General features: G+C 71.9%; 23 protein-coding genes. 15 read left to right on the top strand and 8 right to left on the bottom strand.

Annotated elements, in window-relative coordinates; genetic code table 11:
• Nucleotides 1-36 precede the first annotated feature (36 nt).
• Genes HNR30_RS01665 through HNR30_RS01675 form a run of 3 tightly spaced genes read left to right on the top strand, consistent with a single transcriptional unit; the run spans nt 37 to nt 3,795 of the window.
• Entirely contained in the window at nt 37-2,397 is a 2,361-nt protein-coding gene (locus HNR30_RS01665) for an ATP-binding cassette domain-containing protein (protein WP_181607714.1), read from the top strand.
• A 10-nt stretch (nt 2,398-2,407) separates the two neighbouring features.
• Complete coding sequence (locus tag HNR30_RS01670; RefSeq protein ID WP_181607716.1) at nt 2,408-3,166, top strand: SDR family NAD(P)-dependent oxidoreductase; 759 nt, start codon at nt 2,408-2,410, stop codon at nt 3,164-3,166.
• A complete protein-coding gene (locus tag HNR30_RS01675; protein ID WP_181607718.1) occupies nt 3,163-3,795 on the top strand; it encodes a nitroreductase family protein in 633 nt (210 codons plus the stop codon). Before HNR30_RS01670 ends, HNR30_RS01675 begins: the two co-directional genes overlap by 4 nt.
• Here the strand turns inward: HNR30_RS01675 and HNR30_RS01680 are convergent.
• The gene (locus HNR30_RS01680) at nt 3,740-4,456 is read right to left on the bottom strand and encodes a TetR/AcrR family transcriptional regulator (RefSeq protein ID WP_181607719.1); all 717 of its coding nucleotides are present in this window, start codon (nt 4,454-4,456) and stop codon (nt 3,740-3,742) included. The two genes, HNR30_RS01675 and HNR30_RS01680, sit on opposite strands and share 56 nt — an antisense overlap.
• Before the next feature lie 110 nt (nt 4,457-4,566).
• On the opposite strand from HNR30_RS01680, the gene HNR30_RS01685 reads away from it, so the two are divergent.
• The 12 genes from HNR30_RS01685 to HNR30_RS01735 are packed head-to-tail and all read left to right on the top strand — an operon-like array spanning nt 4,567 to nt 20,247.
• Nucleotides 4,567-6,171 carry an amidohydrolase gene (locus HNR30_RS01685; RefSeq protein WP_181607721.1) on the top strand — a complete coding sequence of 535 codons (1,605 nt, stop codon included), beginning with the start codon at nt 4,567-4,569 and terminating at the stop codon, nt 6,169-6,171.
• Nucleotides 6,168-7,763 (top strand): ABC transporter substrate-binding protein, encoded by a 1,596-nt coding sequence (locus HNR30_RS01690; protein ID WP_181607723.1) that lies wholly within the window; start codon nt 6,168-6,170, stop codon nt 7,761-7,763. Before HNR30_RS01685 ends, HNR30_RS01690 begins: the two co-directional genes overlap by 4 nt.
• Nucleotides 7,760-8,680, top strand: a complete 921-nt coding sequence (locus HNR30_RS01695) for an ABC transporter permease (protein ID WP_181607724.1) — start codon at nt 7,760-7,762, stop codon at nt 8,678-8,680. Before HNR30_RS01690 ends, HNR30_RS01695 begins: the two co-directional genes overlap by 4 nt.
• A complete protein-coding gene (locus HNR30_RS01700) occupies nt 8,677-9,516 on the top strand; it encodes an ABC transporter permease (RefSeq protein WP_181607727.1) in 840 nt (279 codons plus the stop codon). The genes HNR30_RS01695 and HNR30_RS01700 overlap by 4 nt, the downstream gene beginning before the upstream one ends.
• Nucleotides 9,517-9,519: 3 nt before the next feature.
• The gene (locus HNR30_RS01705) at nt 9,520-10,431 is read left to right on the top strand and encodes an ABC transporter ATP-binding protein (RefSeq protein ID WP_181607729.1); all 912 of its coding nucleotides are present in this window, start codon (nt 9,520-9,522) and stop codon (nt 10,429-10,431) included.
• Nucleotides 10,418-11,158 (top strand): ABC transporter ATP-binding protein, encoded by a 741-nt coding sequence (locus HNR30_RS01710; RefSeq protein WP_181607732.1) that lies wholly within the window; start codon nt 10,418-10,420, stop codon nt 11,156-11,158. The genes HNR30_RS01705 and HNR30_RS01710 overlap by 14 nt, the downstream gene beginning before the upstream one ends.
• Nucleotides 11,159-11,169: 11 nt before the next feature.
• The gene (locus tag HNR30_RS01715; RefSeq protein ID WP_181607734.1) at nt 11,170-12,531 is read left to right on the top strand and encodes an amidase; all 1,362 of its coding nucleotides are present in this window, start codon (nt 11,170-11,172) and stop codon (nt 12,529-12,531) included.
• Nucleotides 12,532-12,581: 50 nt separating this feature from the next.
• Nucleotides 12,582-14,987 carry a GcvT family protein gene (locus HNR30_RS01720; protein ID WP_181607736.1) on the top strand — a complete coding sequence of 802 codons (2,406 nt, stop codon included), beginning with the start codon at nt 12,582-12,584 and terminating at the stop codon, nt 14,985-14,987.
• On the top strand, nt 14,984-16,189 hold the full coding sequence (locus HNR30_RS01725) for a sarcosine oxidase subunit beta family protein (RefSeq protein ID WP_181607739.1): 1,206 nt from the start codon (nt 14,984-14,986) through the stop codon (nt 16,187-16,189). The genes HNR30_RS01720 and HNR30_RS01725 overlap by 4 nt, the downstream gene beginning before the upstream one ends.
• Complete coding sequence (locus tag HNR30_RS46635) at nt 16,189-16,431, top strand: sarcosine oxidase subunit delta (RefSeq protein WP_220133134.1); 243 nt, start codon at nt 16,189-16,191, stop codon at nt 16,429-16,431. The genes HNR30_RS01725 and HNR30_RS46635 overlap by 1 nt, the downstream gene beginning before the upstream one ends.
• Nucleotides 16,428-19,523 carry a 2Fe-2S iron-sulfur cluster-binding protein gene (locus HNR30_RS48985; RefSeq protein ID WP_220133135.1) on the top strand — a complete coding sequence of 1,032 codons (3,096 nt, stop codon included), beginning with the start codon at nt 16,428-16,430 and terminating at the stop codon, nt 19,521-19,523. The genes HNR30_RS46635 and HNR30_RS48985 overlap by 4 nt, the downstream gene beginning before the upstream one ends.
• Before the next feature lie 43 nt (nt 19,524-19,566).
• Nucleotides 19,567-20,247: an HNH endonuclease family protein gene (locus tag HNR30_RS01735; protein ID WP_312894182.1), complete on the top strand. Its 681-nt coding sequence runs from the start codon at nt 19,567-19,569 to the stop codon at nt 20,245-20,247.
• On the opposite strand, the gene HNR30_RS01740 is transcribed toward HNR30_RS01735, so the two are convergent.
• The 7 genes from HNR30_RS01740 to HNR30_RS01770 form a co-directional block, all read right to left on the bottom strand.
• Nucleotides 20,244-21,257, bottom strand: coding sequence for a CU044_5270 family protein (locus HNR30_RS01740; protein ID WP_181607741.1), 1,014 nt, complete (start codon nt 21,255-21,257; stop codon nt 20,244-20,246). The two genes, HNR30_RS01735 and HNR30_RS01740, sit on opposite strands and share 4 nt — an antisense overlap.
• The gene (locus tag HNR30_RS01745) at nt 21,254-21,871 is read right to left on the bottom strand and encodes an RNA polymerase sigma factor (protein WP_181607744.1); all 618 of its coding nucleotides are present in this window, start codon (nt 21,869-21,871) and stop codon (nt 21,254-21,256) included. The genes HNR30_RS01740 and HNR30_RS01745 overlap by 4 nt, the downstream gene beginning before the upstream one ends.
• Before the next feature lie 47 nt (nt 21,872-21,918).
• On the bottom strand, nt 21,919-22,233 hold the full coding sequence (locus HNR30_RS01750; protein ID WP_181607746.1) for a MerR family transcriptional regulator: 315 nt from the start codon (nt 22,231-22,233) through the stop codon (nt 21,919-21,921).
• A gap of 60 nt (nt 22,234-22,293) precedes the next feature.
• Nucleotides 22,294-22,722, bottom strand: a complete 429-nt coding sequence (locus HNR30_RS01755; RefSeq protein WP_181607751.1) for an Hsp20/alpha crystallin family protein — start codon at nt 22,720-22,722, stop codon at nt 22,294-22,296.
• Between the two features lie 81 nt (nt 22,723-22,803).
• Complete coding sequence (locus HNR30_RS01760) at nt 22,804-23,130, bottom strand: PepSY domain-containing protein (RefSeq protein WP_181607753.1); 327 nt, start codon at nt 23,128-23,130, stop codon at nt 22,804-22,806.
• A gap of 46 nt (nt 23,131-23,176) precedes the next feature.
• Nucleotides 23,177-24,361, bottom strand: coding sequence for a sensor histidine kinase (locus tag HNR30_RS01765; RefSeq protein ID WP_181607765.1), 1,185 nt, complete (start codon nt 24,359-24,361; stop codon nt 23,177-23,179).
• Nucleotides 24,358-25,035, bottom strand: a complete 678-nt coding sequence (locus tag HNR30_RS01770) for a response regulator transcription factor (protein WP_181607769.1) — start codon at nt 25,033-25,035, stop codon at nt 24,358-24,360. The genes HNR30_RS01765 and HNR30_RS01770 overlap by 4 nt, the downstream gene beginning before the upstream one ends.
• Nucleotides 25,036-25,111 lie beyond the last annotated feature (76 nt).

Here is a 25,111-nt window from a genome sequence, read left to right on the forward strand (position 1 = left end):
GGCCTCGGTGCGGTCACGCACAGCTACGCTCGGAGCATGGATCGCGACCAGTACGTCCATGTCCGCGGCAGCCGCGTGCACAACCTGCGCGCCGTGGACGTCGACGTCCCGCGCGACGCCCTGGTCGCCTTCACCGGCGTCTCCGGCTCCGGCAAGTCGTCGCTGGCCTTCGGCACGCTCTACGCCGAGTCGCAGCACCGCTTCCTGGAGTCCGTCGCACCGTACGCCCGCCGCCTGCTGCAGCAGGCGGGCGTGCCCGACGTCGACTCGGTCACCGGCCTGCCGCCCGCCGTGGCGCTGGAGCAGCGCAGGTCGGTGCCCTCGGCCCGCTCGTCGGTGGGCACGATCACGACGTTGTCCAATTCGCTGCGCATGCTCTTCTCCCGCGCCGGGCACTATCCGCCGGGGGCGCCGCGCCTCGACTCCGACGCGTTCTCGCCCAACACCGCCGCCGGAGCCTGCCCGCGCTGCCACGGCCAGGGCGTGGTCTACGAGGCCACCGAGGACTCCCTGGTTCCCGATCCCGGCCTGACCATCCGTGAGGGCGCCGTCGCCTCCTGGCCGGGCGCCTGGCAGGGCAAGAACCTGCGCGACATCCTGGCGGTGCTCGGCCACGACCTGGACGTGCCCTGGCGGGACCTGCCCGCCGAGCAGCGCGAGTGGATCCTGTTCACCGACGAGCAGCCTGTCGTCACCGTCCACCCCGAGCGCGAGCCCGGCCGCATCCAGCGCCCCTACCAGGGCACCTACTCCAGCGCGCGCCGCCTGGTCCTGCACGCCTTCGCCGACTCCAAGAGCGAGTCCGCCCGCCGCCGCGCCGGGCGGTTCCTGCACGCCGACCCCTGCCCGGTGTGCGGGGGCCGGCGGCTGCGGCCCGAGGCGCTGGCGGTGACCTTCGAGGGGTACGGCATCGCCGACCTGGCCGCGATGCCGCTGCGCGACCTGGCCGGGCTCCTGCGCCCCCACACGGCGTCGGAGGGCCCCGCCGGGGTGCTGAGCAAGGATCTGGTCGCCCGCCTCGACGTCCTGTCGGAGCTCGGCCTCGGCTACCTCGCGATCGGCCGGCCCGCGCCGACCCTGTCCGGCGGCGAGCTGCAGCGCCTGCGCCTAGGCACCCAGCTGCGTTCCGGCCTGTTCGGCGTGGTCTACGTGCTCGACGAGCCCTCGGCGGGGCTCCATCCCGCCGACATCGAGGCGCTGGTCGAGGTGCTCGGCCGCCTCAGATCGGCGGGCAACAGCGTCTTCTTCGTCGAACACGATCTGGACGTGGTCCGGCAGGCCACCTGGATCGTCGACATCGGACCGGGCGCGGGCGTGCACGGCGGCCGGGTGCTCTACAGCGGCCCCGTCGAGGGGCTGGCCCGTGTCCCCGAGTCGGTCACCGGGCGCCACCTGTTCGACGACCGCCGCGCCGTCCCTCGCGAGCCCCGCCGGCCGCGCGGCTGGCTCAAGCTCCGGGGCGCCTCCCGCAACAATCTGCGCGACCTCGACGCCGACGTGCCCCTCGGCGTGCTCACGGTGATCAGCGGCGTCTCCGGCTCCGGCAAGAGCAGCCTGCTGGAGGAACTGGCCGAGCACGCGACGGGCCGGATCGTCCGCGTCGACCAGCAGCCGATCGGGCGCACCCCGCGCTCCAACCTGGCCACCTACACGGGCCTGTTCGACGTGGTACGCAAGCTCTTCGCCGCCACCGAGGCCGCCAGGGAGCGCGGCTACGACGCGGGCCGCTTCTCCTTCAACGTGGCGGGCGGCCGCTGCGAGACCTGCAAGGGCGAGGGGTACGTCTCGGTCGAGCTGCTCTTCCTGCCCAGCACCTACGCCCCCTGCCCCGACTGCCACGGCGCCCGCTACAACCCCGAGACGCTGGAGATCGTCTACCGGGGCAGAACCATCGCCGAGGTGCTCGGCCTGAGCGTCGACGACGCCTCGGCCTTCCTCGCCGACGTGCCCACCGCCGAGCGTCCGCTGCGCGCGCTGCGCCAGGTCGGCCTGGGCTACCTGCGGCTGGGGCAGCCCGCCACCGAGCTCTCCGGCGGCGAGGCGCAACGCGTCAAACTCGCCTCCGAGCTCCAGCGCACCGGACGCGGCCACACGATCTACCTGCTCGATGAGCCCACCAGCGGCCTGCATCCGGCTGACACCGTCGTGCTGATGCGGCAACTGGAGGCGCTCGTCGAGGCGGGCAACACCGTGGTGCTGGCCGAGCACGACCCGGCCGTCCTGGCCGTCGCCGACCATCTCCTCGACCTCGGCCCCGGAGGCGGCGACGAGGGCGGGCAGGTCGTCGCCCAGGGCACTCCCGCCGAGGTGGCCGCCGACCCGGCCAGCCGTACCGGGCCCTACCTCAGGGGCCGCCTCGGCGGGGGCGGTGCTTTCCCCGCGGGAGACGACAGGTAAGAATCCCTCCATGCTCGAACGATTCCGCCTGGACGGCAAAGTAGCGATAGTCACCGGCGCCTCCTCCGGCCTGGGCGTGGCCTTCGCCCGGGGCCTGGCGGAGGCCGGGGCCGACGTCGCCATCGGCGCGCGACGCAAGGACCGCCTGGAGGAGACGAAGCGGCTGGTCGAACAGACCGGCAGGCGCTGCGTGGCCGTGGAGACCGACGTGGCCGACCCGGAGTCGTGCCACGGCCTGGTCCAGGCCGCCATGGACGGGTTCGGCGCGGTCGACGTGCTGATCAACAACGCGGGTGTCGGCACGGCGGTGCCGGCGCTGAAGGAGACGCCAGAGGAGTTCAGCAGGGTCGTCGAGGTCAACCTGCACGGCACCTTCTGGATGGCCCAGGCGTGCGCGAAGGTCATGCGGCCCGGCTCGTCGATCGTCAACATCGGCAGCATCCTCGGCGAGACCACGGCCGGGCTGCCGCAGGCCGCCTACAGCGCGTCCAAGGCGGGCGTCATCGGGCTGACCCGCGACCTGGCGCAGCAGTGGACCTCCCGCCGGGGCATCCGGGTGAACTGCCTGGAGCCGGGCTTCTTCGCCTCGGAGATGACCGAGCAGTACAACCCGGGCTACATGGAGCAGATGCTGAAGCTCCGGGTGCCGATGGGACGGGCGGGCGACCCCGCGGAGCTGGTCGCCGCGGCGATCTTCCTGGCCTCCGACGCCTCCTCCTATGTGACGGGTGTGGTCCTGCCCGTCGATGGGGGAATCCTGATCACATGACACCTGACGAGCTCCTCACCACGACCCGCACCGTCCGCAAGCGGCTCGACCTGTCCAGGCCCGTCCCGCTGGAGCTGATCGAGGAGTGCCTGACGATCGCGCTCCAGGCGCCGAGCGGCTCCAACCGGCAGTCGTGGCAGTGGCTGGTGGTCATGGACGCCAACAAGCGGGCGGCCGTCGGAGAGGTCTACCGCAAAGCCTGCCACGCCTACCTGGAGTCCGAGGGCGCGGCGGGCAGGCTCTTCGCCGACGATCCCGAGCGCAGCCGGGTCCAGCGGCGGGTGCACGACAGCGTGGAGTTCCTGGCCGACCGGATGGGCCGGGCGCCGGTGCTGGTGATCCCGTGCCTGCGGACCGGGCGCCCGCTGCCGCCCGGCAACCAGGCGGGCCTGTGGGGCTCGCTGCTCCCCGCCGCGTGGAGTTTCATGCTGGCCGCCCGCAGCCGTGGTCTGGGCACGGCATGGACCACGCTGCACCTGAGCCACGAGGCCGAGGTGGCCGGGATCCTGGGCCTGCCCGACGGCGTGCACCAGGCGGCGCTCATCCCGACGGCCTACTACACGGGGGAGGGCTTCAAGCCTGCTCCGAGGGCTCCTCTGGAGCAGGTGCTGCACGTCGACGGCTGGTGAGCGCCGCCCTTCTCTCGATCTCCGACACCATCGCCTCGACCCGTACGTCGAAGATCTCCTGCTCGTCGACGGCGGCGAGCTCGTCGCTGAGCCGGGTGATGTGCGGGAACCTCGCCGGGTCCAGGGTGCGGTACTCCCGCGCCCAGGCCGCCAGGTCGCCTGCCTGCACGTCGGGGTCGAACAGGCGGAAGGCGGCCGTCTGCCCGATGAAGGCCAGGAGCGCGTCACCGAAGGAGCGGTAGAGCAGGGCGGCCTCGCCCCCCTCAAGCCCGGCCTCGTGCACGCATTCCAGGATGAACTCCACGATCAGGAACTCGCGTTCGCGCCGGGTCGTCCGGCTGGCGGTCATGGAGACGACGACCGGGTACTTCAGCGCCACCCGCAGCGAGCCCGCCGCCAGCGCGCGCAGCCGGTCCTTCCAGCCGAGCCCGGCGGGTATGCCGTCGATCGCCTCGCCGAAGGCGCGGTCGGCGACCGACAGCAGCAGCTCGTCCTTGTCGCGGAAGTGCCGGTAGATCGCCGTGGGGTCGGCGCCGAGCTCCTCGCCCAGGCGCCGCACGGTGAAGGCGTCCGAGCCGCCGCGTTCGGCGATGCGCAGGACGGCCTCGATGATCTGGTCCGGGCTGAGCTGGCTGCCGGAGCGTCTGGTCCTCGTTGCCATGATCGCGCCATTGTATCGGTTCGGCATCCGGAGAGCGCAACACCGTTGACAACAGTGTTGCGCTCAGCGTTCACTCCTCTCCAACACGGCAAGCGCGAGAGGGGATCTCCATGGTCGATGTGGTGTTCACCGGCGGCAGGGTCTTCACCGGGACCTCCGCGGAACCCGTCGAGGCGGCGGTGGCCGTCGAGGACGGCCGCATCGTCCGGATCGGCGCGCCGATCCCGGCCAGGGAGACCGTCGACCTCAAGGGCGGCCTGCTCGTCGCCGGCTTCCAGGACGCCCACGTGCACCCCGTCTTCGCCGGTCTGCAGATGGGCAACTGCGACCTGTCGGGCGAGCACAGCGTCGAGGGCTACCTGGCCGTCGTCGCCACCTACACCACCGGCGACACCTGGATCACCGGCGGCGGCTGGTCGATGGACGTCTTCCCCGGCGGCACCCCGACCAGGCAGCTGCTCGACCAGGTCACAGGGGAGCGGCCGGCCCTGCTGACCAACCGCGACGGCCACGGCGCCTGGGCCAACACCGCGGCCCTGCGCCTGGCGGGGATCGACGCCTCCACACCCGACCCGTTCGACGGCCGCATCGAGCGCGAGCCCGGCGGCCACCCCGCGGGCACCCTGCACGAGGGCGCCATGGACCTGGTCGCCAGGCACGTGCCGCCGCCCACCGGCGACGAGATGTACGAAGGCCTGCTCAGGGGCCAGCGGCACCTGTTCGGCATGGGCGTCACCGGCTGGCAGGACGCGATGGTCGGCGCCTACCCGGGCCAGCCCGACAACCTGCCCGCCTACCTGCGCGCCGCCGGTGAGGGCACCCTGCAGGCCCGGGTGGTCGGCGCGCTCTGGTGGGACCGCGAGCGCGGCCTGGAGCAGATCCCGGAGCTGGCCGAGCGGCGCACGACCAAGAACAGGTTCGCCGCGACCACCGTCAAGATGATGCTCGACGGCGTGGCGGAGAACTTCACCGCCGCGATGCTGGAGCCGTATCTCGACGGATGCGGCTGCCCCACCTCCAACAGCGGCCTGAGCTTCGTCGATCCCGAGATGACCAGGGAGGCGGTCCAGCGGCTCGACGCGCTCGGCTTCCAGATCCACTTCCACGCGCTCGGCGACCGGGCGGTACGGCAGGCGCTCGACGCGGTCGAGCACGCCCGCCGTACGAACGGAGCCAACGACAACCGCCACCACCTGGCCCACCTGCAGGTGGTGCACCCCGACGACATCGGGCGCTTCGCCAGGGCCGGGGCCGCCGCCAACATGCAGCCGCTGTGGGCCTCGCACGAGAAGCAGATGGACGAGCTGACCATCCCCTTCCTCGGCCCCGAGCGGGCCGCGCAGCAGTACCCCTTCGGCGACCTGGCCAGGGCGGGGGCCCGGCTGGTGGCCGGCAGCGACTGGTCGGTGAGCAGCCCGAACCCGCTGTGGGGCATCCACGTGGCCGTCAACCGCAGCTTCCCCAGCGACGAGAACCCGTTCTACCCCGATCAGGCGCTCACCCTGGCCCAGGCCCTGACCGCCTACACCGCGGGCAGCGCGTGGGTGAACCACCTCGACGACGTCACCGGCACCGTCCAGGTGGGCAAGCGCGCCGACCTCGTGGTGCTCGACCGTGACCCCTTCGCCGCGCCGCCGTCGGAGATCGGCGCCACCGAGGTCGTCCGCACGTACGTGGACGGCCGCCTTGTCTACGAAAGAAAGGCAACGGCATGAAAAAGGTCCTGGCCACGCTGGCCGTCCTGTCCCTGGCGGCCTGCGGCGGCGGCGCGCAGCAGCGGTCCGCGCCGAGCCCGAGCGCCGCCCGGCTCAGCACCGACACCCCGAAGGCCAAGGGCGAGATCGACTCCTTCACCTGGGTGATCTACGCCGAGCCGCCGATCCTCGACTACGCCTACGCCTTCGACTACCCGCAGAACCAGGTGCTGGCCAACGTCTGCGAGAGCCTGATGCAGTGGACGCCTGAGCTGAAGGTACGGCCCGGCCTGGCCGAGAAGTTCGAGCAGCGCGACCCCAGGACGCTCGTCTACACCATCCGCGAGGGCGTGAAGTTCCACGGCGGCGGCGAGCTGACCGCCGACGACGTCGTCTACAGCCTCAAGCGCCACCTCGACCCCGACGTCGGCTCCTACTGGATCTCGACCTTCCGCGACGTGGAGTCGATCGACAAGACCGGCCCGATGGAGGTGACGGTCCGGTTCAAGCAGCCCTACTCGCTGTTCAACGAGCAGATGGCGACGAGCGCCGGGACCGTCGTCAGCGCCGCGGGGGTCAGGTCCAGGGGCAGGGAGTACGGCACCGCCGACGGCGGCCTCGACTGCACCGGCCCCTTCAAGCTCGGAGCCTGGGCGAAGGGCCAGTCGATCACGCTCGACCGCTTCGACGGCTACTGGGGCGAGCGCGCCAGGTCCGGCAAGGTCACCTTCACGTTCGTCCCCGACTCGGCGGCCAGGGCCAACGCCCTTGTCACAGGCGAGGCCGACGGCAGCTACATGATCCCGACCACCGCCCTGGCCAAGCTCCGCGCCTCGGGCACGGGCACGGTCTATGCCGGACCCAACCTGACGACCATGAACCTGATCGTCTCCGACCTGGCCAAGGGGCCGCTGGCCGACCTGAGGGTACGGCAGGCGATCTCGCTGGCCCTCGACAGGGAGGGCCTGGTCAAGGCGACGCTCGGCGAGTTCAGCGGCGCCACCTCGGTGCTGGCCCCGGCCGAGTCGTGGCGCAACGCCGCCTCCGCCCGGCCCTCGGCCCCGCCGGTCGAACGTGACGTGGAGGCCGCCAGGAAGCTGGTCGCCGAGGCGGGGGCGACGGGCAGGAAGGTCGTCGTCGCCCAGTCGAGCATCGCGCCGGAGTTCCTGGTCCTGGCCAACTCGCTCCAGGCGGCGGGCAAGGAGATCGGCCTCGACGTCGAGGTGCGCCCGGTCGCCCCCGACGCCTACACCGCGCTCTTCTCCGACCCCAAGGCCCGCGAGGGCATCGATCTGTTCCCGACGAGCTGGTACCTGTCGGTGACCGACCCGCTGTCGATGTACGGGCTGTTCCAGACCGGCCAGTTCGAGAACTACGGCGGCTTCTCCGACCCCGCCTACGACGAGCTGGTCGTGGCCGCCAACAACGAGTTCGACCCCGCCAAGCGCGCGGCGATCACCGCCAGGCTGCAGGAGGCGGCCGCCGCCCAGCTGCCGTGGATCCCGGTCGCCGACATCGCCAACACGGTCTTCCTCAACAAGCGTGTCACCGGCGCGCCGACCAGCATCGCCTACCTGTACTACCCGTGGGCCGCCGACATCGGGGCCGCATGAGACGCGTGTTCTGGATGGCGCTCACGCTCGCCGTGTCGTCGTTCCTGATCTTCGGGGCGCTGCAGCTCGCCCCGGGGGATCCGGCGAGCTTCCTGCTCAGCGGGCGCTCGGCGACCCCCGAGGCGATCGCGGCCATCCGCGAGCGCTACCACCTGGACGAGCCGTTCCTGGCGCAGTACTGGCACTGGCTCGGCGGCGTGCTGACCGGCGACTTCGGCCGCTCGGTGCAGTTCCGCAGCGACGTGGGCGGCCTGATCGCCTCCCGGGTGCCCGTCACGCTGACGCTGATCGCGATGGCCTTCCTGCTCATCATGGTCGCCGGGCCGCTGCTGGGCCTGCTGAGCGCCGCCCGGCCCGGCCGGGTGGACCGCTCGATCCTCGTCGCGGGCTCCGTGGCGGTGGCGACGCCGTCGTTCGTGCTCGGCTTCGTCCTGATCGCGATCTTCTCGGTGAACCTGGGCTGGTTCCCCTCGATGGGCGCGGGGGAGGGCCTGGCCGACCGGCTGCACCACCTGACGCTGCCCGCGATCGCGCTGGCCCTGACCTTCGCCGGAGTGCTCGCCCGCGTATCGCGCTCGGCGATGATCGAGCAGCTCGGCCAGGAGTACGTCACCGTCGCGAGGGGCCGCGGCGTGCCGGAGCGGACCGTGCTGCGGCGCCACGTCCTGCGCGGGGCGATGACGGTGATCGTCACCTACGGCGGGCTGCTCGTGCCGGGGCTGCTGGTCTCGACCGTGCTGGTCGAGACCACCTTCGGCGTCAACGGGCTGGGCCAGCTGCTGCAGTACTCCGTGACCGTCAAGGACTTCCCCGTCGTGCAGGCGCTCACCCTGCTGACGGTCGCCCTGTTCGTGCTGGCCAACCTCGTGGTGGATCTGCTGGCACCGCTCGCCGATCCCCGGGTGAGGAACCGATGAACACCGTGGTGGTCAGGCCGGGCCTGCGCCGGCTCAAGGGCGACGGCCTGCGTACGGCGGCGCTGGTGGTGATCGCGCTGCTCGTGCTGACGGCGATCCTGGCCCCGCTGGTCGCCCCCGCGGACCCCGACGCGATCGACCTGTCGGCGACGCTCGCCGGGCCGGGCGGCGACCACCTGCTCGGCACCGACGCCTCGGGCCGTGACCTGCTGTCGCGGGTCATCCACGGCGCGCGTAGCGGCCTGCTCGGGCCGCTGGGCGTGGTGGCCATCTCCACCGTGCTCGGCGTGCTGGCCGGGCTGACCGCCGCCTGGCACGGCGGCTGGGTCGACACCCTGCTGTCGCGCTCGATGGAGCTGGTCTTCGCCTTCCCGGGACTGCTGCTGGCGATGCTCGTCGTCGCCATGTACGGCCCCGGCCAGACCGGCCCCATGATCACCCTGGCGGTGGCCTACACACCCTTCGTGGGACGCATGGTGCGCGGGGTCGCGCGGGCCGAGATGGGCAGGCCGTACATCGCCGCCTACCGCGCGCTCGGCTTCGGGGGTCTGGCGATCTGCCTGCGCCACCTGCTGCCCAACATCGCGCCGGTGATCCTGGCCCAGTCCACGATCAACTTCGGCTACGCCCTGCTGGATCTGGCCGGGCTGTCGTTCCTCGGCCTGGGCGTGCAGCCGCCCGCCGCCGACTGGGGTGCCATGATCAACGAAGGCCAGACCGCGGTTCTGATGGGCGCGCTCGGCCCGGTCCTGGTGCCAGGCGTGGCGATCGTGCTGAGCGTCGTCGCTTTCAACATCGTCGGCGAGAGCCTCGCCGACCGCGTCGCCAGGAGGTGAGGCATGCTCTCGATCGAGGACCTGACCGTACGGCTCCCGCACACCGCCCGCCCGGCGGTCGACGGCCTGAGCCTGACCGTCGCGGAGAACGAGACCGTCGGGCTGGTGGGGGAGTCGGGGTCGGGCAAGTCGCTGACCTCGCGGGCGGTGCTCGGCCTCCTGCCGCCCAAGGCCGAGGCCACCGGGAAGATCATGATGGACGGCGCCGACGTGCTCGCCATGAACCGCGCCGAGCTGCGGCAGCACCGCACCCGGTCGGTGGCGATGATCTACCAGGATCCGCGTGCCGCCATCAGCCCGTTCCGCCGCGTCGGAGACTTCCTCACCGAGACCATCGCCATGGACCGCGCGGCGGCGGCCGGGCTCCTGGAGACCGTCGGGCTGCGCGAGAGCCATCTGCGCAACCGCCCGCACGAGCTGTCCGGCGGCATGCTCCAGCGCGTGGTGATCGCCGCCGCGCTGGCCGGACGCCCCAGGCTGCTGCTGGCCGACGAACCGACCACCGCGCTGGACGTCACCACCCAGGCGGAGATCATCGCCCTGCTGCGGCGCCTGCGCGTGCCCGGCATGCTCTTCGTCACCCACGACCTGGAGCTGGCCGCGACCATCTGCGACCGCGTCTACGTCATGTACGCGGGTCGTGTCATGGAGACCAGGCCGACCGGCGAGCTCTTCCGCGATCCGCGCCACCCGTACACCGCCGGGCTGCTGGCCGCGACCCCGCGCCTCGACGAGCTCGGCACGCTGCCGCCCGCCATCCCCGGCCGCCCGCCCGACCTGCTGGCGCACCTGCCCGGGTGTCCGTTCGCCCCGCGCTGCCCGCACGTCCTGGACTCCTGCACGGCAGGCGTGCCCGGCCTGGTCGGCGGGGTCGCCTGCCTGCGCGCCGAGGAGCTGTGCGATGAACGACCTTGACGTGACCGGCCTGCGCAAGAGCTACGGCCGCTTCACCGCCGTGGACGACGTCGGCTTCACCGTGCCCGCAGGAGGCTCGCTCGGCCTGGTGGGGGAGTCGGGCTCCGGCAAGAGCACGACCGCGCGGCTGCTGCTCGGGCTGGAACGCCCCGACGCGGGCAGCGTGCTGGTGTGCGGACGGCCGGTGGCCGCGGTGAGCCGCCGCGAGCGGGCCAGGCTGATCCAGATCGTCTTCCAGGACCCCTTCGGCTCCCTGGACCCGCGCCTCACCGTCGAGGACTGCCTGACCGAGGTGCTGAAGCTGCACTTCCCCGCCCCGTCCTACGGCAAGCGGGTCGGCGAGCTGCTGGAGCAGGTCGGGCTGGGGCCGCGCGAGGCAGGGGCGTTGCCGCGGCAGCTGTCGGGCGGTCAGCGTCAGCGGGTGGCCATCGCCCGCGCGCTGGCCGTACAGCCGAAGGTCCTGGTCCTGGACGAGGCGGTGGCGGCACTCGACGTCTCGGTGCAGGCTCAGATCCTCGGGCTGCTGGCCGACATCAGGGCGGCCGAGGAGGTCTCCTACGTCTTCATCACCCACGACCTGGCCGTGGTCGGCTGCGTGGCCGACCAGGTGGCCGTCATGCGCCACGGCCGGGTCGTGGAATCCGGTCCCACCCGGCAGGTGCTCACCTCGCCCCAGCACGACTACACGCGGCTGCTGCTCGACTCCGTCCCGCGTGCCGCCTTCTAGAAGGGACAAGCATGTCCTACCTGTCCGCCACCGAGGCCGTGCGGCTCATGACCGCGCGCGAGCTGTCGCCCGTCGAGCTGCTCGAGGCCGTGATCGCCCGTGCCGGTGAGGTCGAGAACGTGATCAACGCCTTCACCGAGGAGCTCTACGACTCCGCGATGGCCCAGGCCAGGATCGCCGAGACGGCCTATCTCAGGCGCACCGCCCGGCCCCTGGAGGGCATCCCGGTGGCGGTCAAGGAGGAGCAGCCGATCGTCGGTCTCACCCACGAGGAGGGCTCGCTGCTGCTGAAGGGCACGATCGCGGAGGTCACTCACCCGGTGGTCACGCGCATCGTGCGGGCCGGCGGCATCGTGCACGCCCGCACGACCACGCCGGAGTTCAGCTGCGCCGCCTTCACCCACAGCAAGCTCTGGGGTGTCACCCGCAACCCGTGGAACCCCGCCTTCTCGCCCGGCGGCTCCTCCGGAGGATCGGGAGCCTCGCTCGCGGCCGGCACCAGCCTGCTGGCGACCGGCTCCGACATCGGCGGCTCCATCCGCATCCCCGCCTCCTTCTGCGGCGTCGTCGGCTACAAGCCGCCCTTCGGCCGGGTGCCCGCGCTGCCCCCGTTCAACCTGGACCAGTACTGCCACGACGGTCCCATGGCGCGCACCGTCGCCGACTGCGCGCTGCTGCAGAACGTCATCGCCGGACCGCATCCCTGGGACGTGGTCTCGCTGCGGCCCAAGCTGGAGCTGCCGCCGCTCACCGGCGACGTGCGGGGCATGCGGATCGCGTTGTCGCTCACGCTGGGCGACTACCTGGTCGAGCCCGACATCCTCGACAACACCCGGCGGGCTGCCGAGGCACTGCGGTCGGCCGGGGCGATCGTGGAGGAGGTCACGCTCCCGTGGACCAGGGAGCTCATCATGCGCGCGGCCGACGCCCACTTCGCCGGGATCTTCGGCGCGGGCATCGACGACGACGAGCTGCTGTGCGACTACACGCGGGCCTTCCGGGCGATCCGTCCAGAGCTCTCCTTCCACCAGGGGCTGGAGCTGGAGGGCGAGCTCTACCGGCCGCTCGGCGAGTTGCTGGAGCGCTACGACGCGCTGCTCTGCCCGACCAGCGCGGTGCCCGCCTTCCCCGCCGAGCACGACGGCGGGCCGCTGGAGGTCGCGGGCGAGTCAGGGCCCTACATGCTGGGGGTGATGACGGTCCCGTTCAACATCGCCAGCCGCTGCCCGGTCATCTCGGTGCCCTCGGGGCGGGCCTCGAACGGCATTCCGACCGGGGTCCAGGTGGTCGGGCGCACCTACGACGACGAGACCGTCTTCCAGGTGGCTCAGGCCCTGGAAGGAGCTCTGGCGCCGCTAGGCCACCCCTTGTAGCCTATGGTCGTTGCGTAGTCCGGTACGAGTTGCGTATTAAGGAACAACGCATGGTGAGCGGACCTCGTGTGGTGATCATCGGCGCGGGCATCGTGGGCTGCGCGCTGGCGGACGAGCTGACCGGGCGGGGCTGGAGCGACGTCACCGTCGTCGAACAGGGCCCCCTGTTCGCCGCCGGCGGGTCGTCGTCCCACGCGCCCGGACTGGTCTTCCAGACCAACCCCTCCAAGACCATGACCGAGTTCGCGAGCCACACGGTTCGCAAGTACCTCACCCTCGGCACCTTCGACCAGGTCGGCGGGCTGGAGGTGGCCACCACCGAGGTACGCCTGACCGACCTGCACCGGCGGCAGGGCTGGGCCGCGGCCTGGGGCGTCGAGGGCCGCGTGATCGGCCCGGAGGAGTGCGCCAAGCTCTGGCCGCTGATCGACCAGGGCAAGGTGCTCGGCGGCTACCACGTGCCCTCCGACGGGCTGGCCGACGCTCTGCGCAGCGGCGAGGCCCAGGCACGACGGGCGATCGAGCGGGGCGCGAGCTTCCTGCCCCACCACACCGTGGTCGGCGTCGAGCAGCGCGCCGGGCGCGTCACCGGCGTCTCCGTCAGCACCGACGAAGGCCTGCGCACCATCGCCGCCGACGTGGTCGTGTGCGCGGCGGGCTTCTGGGGGCCGACGATCGGCGCCATGGCCGGGGTGGCCGTGCCGCTGTTACCCCTGGCCCACCAGTACGCCAAGTCGGGGGAGGTCGCCCAGCCCGGCGGCCCCATCCTGCGGCACCAGGACAAGGACCTGTACTTCCGCATGCACGGCTCCCGCGTGGGCGTCGGCTCCTACGCGCACCGCCCGATGCCGGTCGCCCAGCACGAGATCGCGGCCAAGGCCACCACGATGCCCTCGCTCCAGGCCTTCACCGCCGAGGACTTCGAGCCCGCCTGGCGCGACGCCCGCGAGCTGATCCCGTCGCTGGAGGGCTACTGCGAGGGCATCAACGGCATCTTCTCCTTCACCCCCGACGGCTTCCCGCTCATCGGACAGAGCCCCGGCCTGGAGGGCTTCTGGCTGGCCGAGGCGGTCTGGGTCACCCACTCGGCCGGCGTGGCCAGGGCGGTGGCCGAGCTCCTGGTCGACGGCACCTCCGGCTACGACCTGCACGAGTGCGAGCTGTCCAGGTTCGAGCCGGTGCAGCTGTCACCCGCCTTCGTCTCCGAGCGCGGGCAGCAGAACTTCGTCGAGGTCTACGACATCATCCACCCGCTCCAGCCCATGGAGTCGCCCAGGCCGCTGCGCACCAGCCCCTTCCACCCACGCCAGCAGGAGCTCGGAGCCTGCTTCCTGGAAGGAGCCGGGTGGGAGCGCCCCCACTGGTTCGAGAGCAACCGGCCGCTGCTGGAGAAGCTCGTCACCCGCAGGCACGGCGGCCTGTCACCCGAACTGTTCATGGGCACCGCCCAGCGCGGCGAGTGGGCGAGCCGCCACTGGTCGCCGATCGCCGCCGCCGAGGCCTACGCCACCCGCGAGCAGGTCGCCCTGTACGACATGACCCCGCTCAAGCGCATCGAGGTCAGCGGGGCGGGAGCGGCCGCGTTCCTGCAGTACCTGACCACCAACAACGTCGACAAGAAGCCCGGCTCCGTCACCTACACCCTGCTGCTCGACGCGCGCGGCGGCATCCGCTCCGACCTCACCGTGGCCCGCCTCGACGAGGAGACCTTCCAGGTCGGGGCCAACGGCAACCTGGACCTCGACTGGCTGCGCCGCCGCGCCCCCGCCGGCGTGCGGGTGCGCGACATCACCGCCGGCACCTGCTGCGTCGGCGTCTGGGGCCCGGGGGCGCGCGACCTGGTCCAGCCTCTGACCGACATGGACATGTCGCACGCGGGCTTCCGCTACTTCACCTGCAGGAGCGGCTACCTCGGCCACGTGCCCGTGCTGGCCATGCGCGTCTCCTACGTCGGCGAGCTGGGCTGGGAGCTGTACACCGGCGCCGACCTCGGTCTGAAGCTCTGGGACACCCTCCATCGCGAGGGCGTGACCGCCGGGGGCCGCGCCGCCTTCAACAGCCTGCGCCTGGAGAAGGGCTACCGGCTGTGGGGCACCGACATGACACCCGAGCACCAGCCGCACGAGGCCGGGCTCGGCTTCGCCGTACGCGACGACAAGGACTTCCTCGGCCGCGACGCCCTGTCCACGGAGCTCACCCGCAAGCTCGTGCCGATGTTCACCACCGAGGTCGTCATGGGCAAGGAGCCGGTACGGCACGCGGGACGCACGGTCGGCTACACCACCAGCGCCGCCTTCGCCCACACGCTCGGCCGCCCGATCGCCTACGCCTGGTTGCCGATCGAGCTGGCCGAGCCCGGCACCCACGTCGACATCGCCTACTTCGGCAACCGGGTGCCCGCCCAGGTCGCCGCCGAGCCCCTGTACGACCCAGGGATGGAGAAGATCCGCCGGTGACCCCGCATCCGGACACCCTCTGGCGCACCCCGCGACCCCGGCGCTCCTACGACGTGGTGATCGTCGGAGGCGGCGGCCACGGCCTGGCCACCGCCTACTACCTGGCCAGGAACCACGGCATCACCAACGTGGCGGTGATCGAGAAGGGGTGGCTGGCGGGCGGCAACATGGCGCGCAACACCACGATCATCCGCTCCAACTACCTGTGGGACGAGAGCGCCGCCATCTACGAGCACTCGCTGAAGTTGTGGGAGGGGCTCGGCGACGAGCTCGACTACGACCTGCAGTTCAGCCAGCGCGGTGTCCTCAACCTGGCGCACAACCTGCACGACGTGCGCGAGGGCAGGCGGCGGGTCAACGCCAACCGGCTCAACGGCGTCGACGCCGAGTGGCTGGAGCCCGACGAGGTCGCCAAGTTCTGCCCGATCGTCAACACCACCGCGAGCGCCCGCTACCCGGTGATGGGCGCGACGCTGCAACGCAGGGGCGGCATCGCCAAGCACGACCACGTGGCCTGGGCGCTGGCCCGCAAGGCCGACCAGTACGGCGTCGACCTCATCCAGGACACCGAGGTCACCGGCTTCGAGATCACCGGCGGGCGCGCCGTCGCGGTGAAGACCACCAGGGGCACCATCGCGGCGGGCAAGATCGCCCTGGCCGCCGCGGGCCACACCAGCGTGCTCGCCTCGATGGCGGGCATCCGCCTGCCGCTCCAGTCGCACCCGCTCCAGGCGCTGGTCAGCGAGCTGCTGGAGCCCGTCCTCGACTGCGTCGTCATGTCGAATGCCGTGCACGTCTACGTCAGCCAGGCCCACAAGGGCGAGCTGGTCATGGGCGCGGGCATCGACGCCTACAACTCCTACGGCCAGCGCGGGGCCTTCCACGTGATCGAGGCGCAGATGGCCGCCGCGCTGGAGCTGTTCCCGATCTTCAGCCGGGTGCGCGTGCTGCGCACCTGGGCCGGCATCGTGGACGTCTCGCCCGACGCCTCCCCGATCATCGGGCGCACCCCGGTCGAGAACCTGTTCATCAACGCCGGCTGGGGCACCGGCGGCTTCAAGGCCACCCCGGGCTCCGGCTGGGTCTACGCGCACACCATCGCGCACGGCGAGCCGCACCCGCTGGCCGAACCCTTCGCCCTGGAACGCTTCACCACGGGCGCGCTGATCGACGAACACGGAGCGGCGGCGGTGGCCCACTGATGATGCTCATCGAATGCCCGCACTGCGGGCCGCGCGACGAGAACGAGTTCCGCTACGGCGGGCAGGCCGGGGTGGCCTACCCGGAGCGGCCCGCGGAACTCGGCGACGAGGAGTGGGCCGCCTACGTGTTCATGCGCGACAACCCCAAGGGCTGGTTCCACGAACGCTGGTTCCACACCAGCGGCTGCCGCACCTGGTTCACCGTCCACCGCCACACCGTCACCCACGAGATCCGCCCATGAACTTCCTCTTCGACGGCCGCTCCTACACCGGCCTGCCCGGCGACACCCTGGCCGCGGCCCTGCTGCGCAACGGGGTGCGCATCGTGGGGCACAGCGTCGACCTGGGCCGCCCGCGCGGCGTCTTCTCCGCCGGATCCGAGGAGCCGAACGCGCTGGTCCAGGTGGGAGCCGACCCCATGGTGGCCGCGACCACGGTCGAACTCCACGAAGGGCTCACCGCGCGTAGCCTGCGCGGCAGGGGCCGCGTCGATCCCGCCGCCGCCGACGAGCGGCGCTGCGACAAGGGCTACCTGCACGCCGACGTGCTGGTCATCGGCGCGGGACCCGCCGGGCTCGCGGCCGCCCTGGCGGCGGGGGAGGCCGGGGCGCGGGTGATCCTGGTCGACGAGCAGCCACGGCCCGGCGGCGACCTCCTGAACAGCCGGGTCGTGCTCGACGGCGCGCCGGGTCAGGCGTGGGCCGCGTCGGCCGCGGCACGGCTGGCCATGCTGCCGGAGACCCGGATCCTGAGCCGCACGACCGCCATCGGGTACTACGACCACAACTACGTCGTCGCCGTGGAGCGCAGGCCAGGCGGGGAGCGGCTGTGGCACCTGCGCGCCCGCCGCGTGGTGCTCGCGACCGGCGCCCACGAGCGGTCGGTCGCCTTCCCCGGCAACGACCGGCCCGGCGTGATGCTGGCCTCGGCCGCGCGCGCCTACGCCAACCGCTACGGCGTGCTGCCAGGGCGGCGGGCGGTGGTCTTCGCGTGCGCGGATTCGGGATACGAGGCCGCGCGCGACCTCGCCGCGGCCGGAGCGGAGATCGCGGCGATCGTCGACCCGCGCGGCGGGCCCGATCGCGTGACCGGCGTCGTGACCGGTGTTGTGACCGGTGTTATGACCGGTGTCGTGACCGGGACCACCGCCGACGGCGACGGCGTGCTCGACGGCGTCCTCGTCGGCGACCGGCTGGTCGAGGCCGACCTGCTGGCCGTCGCGGGGGGCTGGAGCCCGGTGGTGCACCTGTTCAGCCAGTCGCAGGGGCGGCTGCGCTTCGATGAGGAACTCCAGGCGTTCGTGCCCCACCTGTCCGCGCAGGCCGAACGCTCGGCCGGAGCCTGCAGAGGCGTGTACGGCACGGCGGCGGCCATCGCCGACGGCCTCGCGGCGGGAAGGCAGGCCGCGGAGCTGACGGGGTTCGCACAGCCCGTGCCGGTGCCGCGGGTGCCCGAGAGCGACGAGCCCGAGCCCTCCCCGCCCGCCGCCCTCTGGGTGTGCGGCGACGATCCCGCCGCCTCCTTCGCCGACCTGCACCGTGACGTCACCGTCGCCGACCTGGCCAGGGCCACGGGCGCGGGGCTGAGCTCGGCCGAGCACGTCAAGCGCTACACCACCGCGGGTACCGGCGCGGACCAGGGCAAGACCTCGGCGGTGCCCGGCGTCGTGGCCGCGCTGCTCGGGACCGGCCCGGGCACCACGACCTTCCGCCCGCCGTACACGCCCGTCTCCTTCGCGACCCTGGCCGGGCGCGACCGGGGCCCGCTGTCGGACCCGATCAGGGTCACCGCGATGCACGACGCCCACGTGGCGCGCGGCGCGGTGTTCGAGGACGTCGGCCAGTGGAAGCGCCCCTGGTACTTCCCGCTGCCCGGCGAGACGATGGAGGAGGCCGTCGAGCGCGAGTGCCGCGCCGCCAGGACCGGCGTGGCCGCCATGGACGCCTCCACGCTCGGCAAGATCGACATCCGGGGGCGCGACGCGGGGCTGTTCCTCGACCGGGTCTACACCAACCTCTACTCCACCCTGCCCGTCGGCTCGTGCCGCTACGGCGTGATGTGCACCGCCGACGGCATGGTCTTCGACGACGGCGTCACCTCCCGCCTGGCCGACGACCACTTCCTGATGACCACCACGACAGGCAACGCCGCCCAGGTGCTCGACTGGCTGGAGGAGTGGCACCAGACCGAGTGGCCGCGGCTGGAGGTGGCCTTCACCTCCGTGACCGACCACTGGGCCACCGTCGCCGTCGCCGGGCCGGGCGCCCGCCGGGTCGTCGCCGCGATCGCCCCCGAGGCCGTCGACCTGCCGTTCATGACCTTCACCGAGTTCGCCCACGGCAGGGTCTTCCGCATCAGCTTCTCGGGCGAGCTGGCCTTCGAGATCAACGTGCCCTGGCCGTACGGCAGGGCGGTGTGGGAGCGGGTGCTGGAGCTCGGCGCCGTGCCGTACGGGACGGAGACCATGCACGTGCTGCGGGCCGAGAAGGGCTTCGCGATCGTCGGCCAGGAGACCGACGGCACGGTGACCCCGCAGGACCTCGGCATGGGGTGGATCGTCTCCAGACGCAAGCCGGACTTCGTGGGCAAGAGATCGCACGCCAGGCCCGACACGGCGCGCACCGGCAGGAAGACGCTGATCGGGCTGGACACGCACGTGCCGGAGGGCGCGCAGCTCACCCTGGACGGACGCATGGTCGGGCATGTCACCTCCAGCTACCCGCGAGCGGTCCTCGCCATGGCCCGCGGCGTCGGCGAGGGCCAGCGTCTGGTGGCCCACGACGGCGGACGCGAGATCCCCGTGACCGTGGTGGCACCGGTCTTCTACGACCCCGAGAACCTGCGTCGCGACGGCGACCCCTTCGTGCAGGGCGGGGTCTCGTCGTTCGAGCCGGTACGGCACAGCCCGGCGGGAAACTTCGCCGCGCGTTTCGAGGCGGCGAGCAAGGAGCGGGTCCGGCTGCGTGAGGTGCCGTTCGTCCCCATGTGGGAGGTGCGGGGGCAGGACCCGGGCCGAGGACTGCGGCTTGGCCCCGCCTGGTGGCTGGTCACGGGGGAGCGGCCCGAGGGCGGCGTGGAGGTGTCGGGGCAGCGCACGGTCCTGGAGATCTCGGGACCCGGGGCGCGCGAGGTGCTGCTCACGGGCTGCCCCATCGATCTGCACCCGTCGGTGTTCACCGGCCACGCGCAGACGTCGCTGGCCAAGGCTGGAGTGATTCTGGAGCGGGTCGGCCAGGACGCCTACCGGATCTACGTGCGCTCTTCCTTCGCCGCCTACCTGAGCGAGTGGCTGCTCGATGCGCTCACCGCATATGTCGCATCTTTCCGGAAATAAGGTGGTATCTATACGCAAACTTTGACGAGCGGAGCGTGGCGGGGTGCGGCGGGCACTGGGTGGAAGGGCGCTGGGTGGGCTGGCGTGTGCGGCGATGCTGGTCAGCGGTTGCGGGGCGTTGGAGGCGGCCGACCAGCTGCCGCAGAGCAAACCGGACAGCACCTCCAAGCCGGGTGAGGCGCTGAAGAAACTCGAGAAGCTGGCCGTCAAGGGCCGCGCGCCGCGGACCGGCTTCGACCGTGACGAGTTCGGTCCCGCCTGGGCGGACGTCGACCGCAACGGCTGCGACACCCGCAACGACATCCTCAAGCGCGACATGACCGACGAGACGTTCAAGGAGGGCACGCACAACTGCATCGTGCTCACCGGAGTCCTCGAAGATCCGTACGGCGGCAAGACCATCAAGTTCAGGCGCGGCAACGAGACCAGCATGGCCGTGCAGATCGACCACCTGATCCCGCTGTCGGACGCCTGGCAGAAGGGCGCGCAGCAGTGGTCGGCGACCAAGCGCAAGGAGTTCGCCAACGACCCGCTCAACCTGCTCGCCGTCGACGGGCCGCTCAACAACCAGAAGAGCGACGGCGACGCGGCGACCTGGTTGCCGCCGCGCCGCGCCTACCGCTGCACCTACATCGCCCGCCAGATCGACGTGAAGGTCAAGTACGACCTGTGGGTGACGCGCGCCGAGAAGGACGCCATGGAGCAGATCCTGTCGTCCTGCTAGCCCTTCGTCCTGCAGGGGTCGCCGGCCACCTCGGGCGCCTCGTCGGCGACGGACACCTCCAGCTGGGCGGTCGAGGCCAGCAGGCTGCCGGCCGGAGCGCCCGCGACGGCCGCGTCGACGACCTCGCTGCGCTCGCCGAGCAACGCGAAGCTCGCGCGGTCGAAGATGAGATCGTCACGGGTGCCCGCTTGCGTGGTCAGGCCGACGCCGATCCCCTCACGCCCGGCCGCGTCCCTGACCTTCTCGGTGACGCTCACGCCCGGGATCGTCGCGACCGCCTGGTAGAGCGCCTTGCGCTGGGCGGCGGGCACGTAGGTCTCCCGCAGCAGGTCGCTGGCGCGGGTGAAGGCCGACTGGTCCGCCTCCACGCCCTTCTCGTTGGGCTCGTGAGCGGAGTACAGGTGCGCCCGCATGCCCTCGGCGTCGGACGGCAGCTTCTTGATCGCCGCGTAGTCGCTGCGCAGGTGGTCGGGGACGGTGCCGCCGTCGCAGTTGGCCAGCGCGATCAGCTCCGGCTTGCCGACGCCCTCGTAGGCCTGCTTCGGGATCGGCCAGCCGGGGAACTCCCGTGGTTCCAGCAGTTCCATGCGCAGCACGCCGTAGGCGTCACCCGTCTGCTCCGCGCGCAGCCAGATCGTGCGGCTGGTGCGATACAGCCAGCGTTCCTCCTTCTCGCCCATGCTGTAGGAGCCGTACATGGTCTGCGACTTGACGACCACATACTGGTCGTCGCGCGGGTCGAGCTCCTCGGCCACCGCCCCGGCCGCGCGGTCGAGCACCTCGCTCGCCGACATCAGCCTCACCTGCGGCCGCTGCTCCACCTGCGCGGGCCGGGTGACCACGAAGGTCGCCGCGAGCGCCAGCGCGCCCGCCGCCGCGACCACCACGTACGGCCTGCGCGCCCTTCTCGCTCCACCCGAGGCCAGCCTGGAACGGGCCGAAGCCCTGGCGCCCGGGTCGTAGGGCTCGGCCCCGGGGCGCTCGTCACGGTACAGGTCGATCTCGTTCATGACTCTTCCCCCAGGACGCGGCGGATCTTGGCACGGGTGCGGGACAGGCGGGACCGCACGGTCCCCATCGGGATGCCGAGCGCCTCCGAGGCCTGCTCGTAGGTGAGGTCGGCCCAGGCGACCAGGAGGAAGAGCTCACGTTCCTTACGGCTCAGCGCGGCGAGCCCGGCGGCCAGGCGCGGGCGCAGGTCACGCGCGCTGACGCGCTCGACGCTGCGCTGCTCGAAGCTGTCGCCGTCCGGCTCGGCCAGCCTGGCCAGGGCCCGCAACCGCCGCACCTCACCACGGTGGTGCTTGGCGATCAGGTTGGCCGCCATGCCGTACAACCACGGCCTCGCGTCAGGGCGCGAGCGGTCGTAGCGTGCACGTTTGCGGAAGGCGGCCAGGAACGTCTCGGCCGTGACGTCGTCGGCGGCCGAGACGCTCTCCGGGCCGAGCCGGCGCGAGACGTAGCGGTGGATCTCGTCGGCGTAGCGGTCGAAGAGCCCGGCGAAGCGCTCGGGATCGGCCAGGGACTCCTGGATGACCAGGGCGTCGCCGGTGACCTGCGCGGCCGCCGGGATCGTGGCGCTCACCACGGGGCGGGTCGTTTCATCGGGGATGGGTCCTCTCATCGGTGTCCCTCACCCCTTACTCACCCGCAGGCCGTCGCGGTGTTCCGCTATTCGAGCGCGGAGATGCGGTCGCGGGCCAGCCGCAGCTCCTCGCGCAGCACGGCCACCTCGGCCTCCAGTTCCAGGATGCGGCGGATCGCGTTGAGCGTCATGCCCTCGTCGGCCATGCGCGTGACGTGCTGGACGATGAGGATGTCATGGCGGGAGTATCGCCGCTGGCCGCCGGGGGAGCGGCCGGGGATGACCACCTCGTGCTGGTCGAGGCGGCGCAGATAGGCCTGCTGCACCTGAAGCATGTCGGCGACCTGGCCCAGGGAGTACAGCGGCGCGTGCTCGTCGTCGAAGGGCAGTCGCTGCGCCATCGTGCCTCCTCATGGCAGGAGGGACGGGCCGCGACGGCTCGCCCCTCCCCGGTGTCGTGGTCAGGCCTTGATGGCCTTGGCCTCGCTCTGCCGGATCTCGACCTTGCGCGGCTTGGCGCGCTCGAGAACCGGGATCCGGACGGTCAGCACACCATTGTGGTATCCGGCGTCGATGCCGTCGCTGTCGAGGTGTTCCGACAGGTAGACGCGGCGTGTGAAGGTGCCCATGGGGCGCTCGCGGACGAACACGCGCTCGTCCTGGGCGCTCTCCTCCTCGCGCCGGGCGCTGACGCTGAGAACGCCGCGGTCGACCGTGACCTCGATCGAGGCCGGATCGATGCCGGGCAGGTCGAAGCGGAGGACCACGTCGTCGGCTCGGCGCAGGCCGTCCATCGGCATGATCGGGCCGCCCTCGAGGGTCTGCCGGGTGAGCCGGTTGAACTGGCGCTCGAACTCCTGGAAGAACGGGTCGATCGAGGTGAGCAGCATCGGTACCGAACCTCCTCTTTGGAGAGTGGATAACTTCTAACTTGAGTTGTAGGTTAGCTCGCTCTCCGGATTGATGCAAGCTCAGTCGTCGTCGTTCGCGTCATCGCTGTCGTCGTCGGTGTCCGCGGCGTCCGGGGTGTCGGTGTCGTGCTCGAGCACCTTGCCGTTCTGGTCGTCGATCTCGAAGTCGTGCTCCACGTTGTCCTTGGTCACCTCCACGTCCCAGTGGCCGCGCTCGTGCTCGCTGTCGGTGAGGGCCGAGCCGGGCACCTGGTCCTGGGCGATCTTGACGGCCTGCTCCTTGGTGATCTTCGGGTCGGCCTGCGTCGCGGCGAAGGCGGCACTGCCCGCGCCGACCAGGCCCATGGTCACGAGGCTGGCTGCGATGATCTTCGTTGTCGTCTTCATGCCCCCAGCTCATCGCGATCCGGGGTAACGGCGCGCTAAGCGGCGGTTAACGTCCCAGAAGCAGCTCGACGCCCTGCTTCGACAGGCGCATCGAGCCTCCCGAGGCCTCGGCCGTGCGGCGCACGATGTCGAGCCCCAGCCCGGTCGAGCCCGCTCCGCTGCTGCCGCGCTCCAGCAGGGCGGCGTCGAAGCCCGGACCCTCGTCGTGCACGCTGAGCCTGCCGTCGGGCGTCAGCCGTACGGAGAACGCCGTGCCCTCGGGCGTGTGCGCGAAGACGTTGCCGAGCAGCGCGTCCACCGCGGCGGCCAGGTCGGCGGCGGCCACGGCGACCTGCACCCGGCCCTGCGGCAGCTCCACGGTGACCTCGCGCTCCTGGTCCTCGGCCAGCACCGACCAGAACCGCACCCGGTCGCCGACCACCGCCGCCGCGTCGCACGAGGTCTGCGCCCGCTCGTGATGACGGGCGTCGTTGATGATCGAGCTGACGGCCCGCTCCAGGTCGTCGACGCGGGCGGCGATCCTGGCCGCCTCCTCGCGGTCACGCAGCGCCTCAGCGTCGAGCCTGAGGCCCGTCAGCGGAGTACGCAGCCGGTGCGACAGGTCCGCGACCGACTCGCGCTCGGCGGCCAGCAGGTCGCCGATCCGGCCGGCCAGGTGGTTGAGCGCCAGCGCGACGCTCCTCAGCTCGGGCGGCCCGCCGGGCGTGGCGCGGGCCTCCAGGTCGCCGCCCGCCAGCCGGTGCGACACCCCGGCCAGCTCACTGATCGGCCCGACCAGCCGCCGCGCCAGCCGGTCGGCCAGCACGATGCCCAGCACCACCAGGGCCAGGCCCAGCACCAGCAGGGCCACCCAAGCCTCGTAGACGCCGCGTCGCAGCTCCTGCTCGCTCACGAAGACGCTGATCACCACCGTGCCCTGCGGCGACTGCACCGAGGTCAGGACCTGCCGGCCCTCGTCGGCCTCGGCGGTGACGCTACGGCCCAGCGCCGCCAGCCGCACCGCGTCCGACGACTGCGGCGTCACCCGCCTGATGACCTCGACCGGCAGCGAGGCCCGCTGCGCCGACAACTCCGGATCGGGCGAGAGCGCCACCGACTCGGCCGTCGTCGTCGCCCGGCCCATCGCGCCGTTCTCCGCCACCGCCCTGACCAGCAACGCCATCGGCACCAGCAGCGCGATCAGCACCAGGGAGGTGGTCGCGGCGACCAGCAGCGCCAGCCAGCGCCTCATTCCGGACCCACCAGCTTGACCCCCACGCCGCGCACGGTGTGCAGGTAGCGGGGGCGCGCGGCGGTCTCGCCGAGCTTGCGCCGCAACCACGAGATGTGCACGTCGACCGTCTTGTCCGCGCCGCCGTACGGGACCTGCCACACCTCCGTCAGCAGTTCCCGCTTGGTCACCACCTCGCCGGGTCGGGCCGCCAGGAAGTGCAGCACGTCGAACTCACGCGGCGTCAGATCGAGTTCGCGCCCGTCGAGCGTCGCCGTGCGCGCCTTCGGATCCACGGTCAGGCCGCCCAGCCTCAACGGCTCCACGGTCGCGGTGACCGTACGGCGCAGCACCGCGCGGATGCGCGCGTCCAGCTGGGCCGCGCTGTACGGCTTGACCACGTAGTCGTCGGCGCCCGAGTCGAGCACCGGGACCATCTCCGCGTCGCCGTCACGGGCCGTCGCCACGATCACCGGCACCTTGCTGACCGCCCTGAGCATGCGCAGCAGCTCGCGGCCGTCGAGATCGGGCAGGCCCAGGTCCAGGACGATCAGGTCGGGGCGGTCCTGCACGGCCAGGCGCAGGCCGTCGAGGGCGGTGGGGGAGCTGGCGACGGCGTGACCGAGATCGCGCAGGCCCCTGGACAGGGCCGTGCGGATGGTCACGTCGTCCTCGATGAGCAGGATGTCCGCCATATTGTCCCACCGTAACCGCTGGTTGGCCGTGGGCCGATCGGGCTTATCGGGCTCTTAACCTTGCCTTAGGAGTCCA

The organism is Nonomuraea soli (assembly GCF_013761175.1).
In the GTDB taxonomy this organism is placed as follows: Bacteria; Actinomycetota; Actinomycetes; order Streptosporangiales; family Streptosporangiaceae; genus Nonomuraea; species Nonomuraea soli.

Excerpts from the sequence above, each read along its gene's own strand:
- HNR30_RS01665 (WP_181607714.1), top strand. The coding sequence starts at position 37 with ATGGATCGCGACCAGTACGTCCATGTCCGCGGCAGCCGCGTGCACAAC.
- HNR30_RS01670 (WP_181607716.1), top strand. The coding sequence starts at position 2,408 with ATGCTCGAACGATTCCGCCTGGACGGCAAAGTAGCGATAGTCACCGGC.
- HNR30_RS01675 (WP_181607718.1), top strand. The coding sequence starts at position 3,163 with ATGACACCTGACGAGCTCCTCACCACGACCCGCACCGTCCGCAAGCGG.
- HNR30_RS01680 (WP_181607719.1), bottom strand. The coding sequence starts at position 4,456 with ATGGCAACGAGGACCAGACGCTCCGGCAGCCAGCTCAGCCCGGACCAG.
- HNR30_RS01685 (WP_181607721.1), top strand. The coding sequence starts at position 4,567 with ATGGTCGATGTGGTGTTCACCGGCGGCAGGGTCTTCACCGGGACCTCC.
- HNR30_RS01690 (WP_181607723.1), top strand. The coding sequence starts at position 6,168 with ATGAAAAAGGTCCTGGCCACGCTGGCCGTCCTGTCCCTGGCGGCCTGC.
- HNR30_RS01695 (WP_181607724.1), top strand. The coding sequence starts at position 7,760 with ATGAGACGCGTGTTCTGGATGGCGCTCACGCTCGCCGTGTCGTCGTTC.
- HNR30_RS01700 (WP_181607727.1), top strand. The coding sequence starts at position 8,677 with ATGAACACCGTGGTGGTCAGGCCGGGCCTGCGCCGGCTCAAGGGCGAC.
- HNR30_RS01705 (WP_181607729.1), top strand. The coding sequence starts at position 9,520 with ATGCTCTCGATCGAGGACCTGACCGTACGGCTCCCGCACACCGCCCGC.
- HNR30_RS01710 (WP_181607732.1), top strand. The coding sequence starts at position 10,418 with ATGAACGACCTTGACGTGACCGGCCTGCGCAAGAGCTACGGCCGCTTC.
- HNR30_RS01715 (WP_181607734.1), top strand. The coding sequence starts at position 11,170 with ATGTCCTACCTGTCCGCCACCGAGGCCGTGCGGCTCATGACCGCGCGC.
- HNR30_RS01720 (WP_181607736.1), top strand. The coding sequence starts at position 12,582 with ATGGTGAGCGGACCTCGTGTGGTGATCATCGGCGCGGGCATCGTGGGC.
- HNR30_RS46635 (WP_220133134.1), top strand. The coding sequence starts at position 16,189 with ATGATGCTCATCGAATGCCCGCACTGCGGGCCGCGCGACGAGAACGAG.
- HNR30_RS48985 (WP_220133135.1), top strand. The coding sequence starts at position 16,428 with ATGAACTTCCTCTTCGACGGCCGCTCCTACACCGGCCTGCCCGGCGAC.
- HNR30_RS01740 (WP_181607741.1), bottom strand. The coding sequence starts at position 21,257 with ATGAACGAGATCGACCTGTACCGTGACGAGCGCCCCGGGGCCGAGCCC.
- HNR30_RS01745 (WP_181607744.1), bottom strand. The coding sequence starts at position 21,871 with ATGAGAGGACCCATCCCCGATGAAACGACCCGCCCCGTGGTGAGCGCC.
- HNR30_RS01750 (WP_181607746.1), bottom strand. The coding sequence starts at position 22,233 with ATGGCGCAGCGACTGCCCTTCGACGACGAGCACGCGCCGCTGTACTCC.
- HNR30_RS01755 (WP_181607751.1), bottom strand. The coding sequence starts at position 22,722 with ATGCTGCTCACCTCGATCGACCCGTTCTTCCAGGAGTTCGAGCGCCAG.
- HNR30_RS01760 (WP_181607753.1), bottom strand. The coding sequence starts at position 23,130 with ATGAAGACGACAACGAAGATCATCGCAGCCAGCCTCGTGACCATGGGC.
- HNR30_RS01765 (WP_181607765.1), bottom strand. The coding sequence starts at position 24,361 with ATGAGGCGCTGGCTGGCGCTGCTGGTCGCCGCGACCACCTCCCTGGTG.
- HNR30_RS01770 (WP_181607769.1), bottom strand. The coding sequence starts at position 25,035 with ATGGCGGACATCCTGCTCATCGAGGACGACGTGACCATCCGCACGGCC.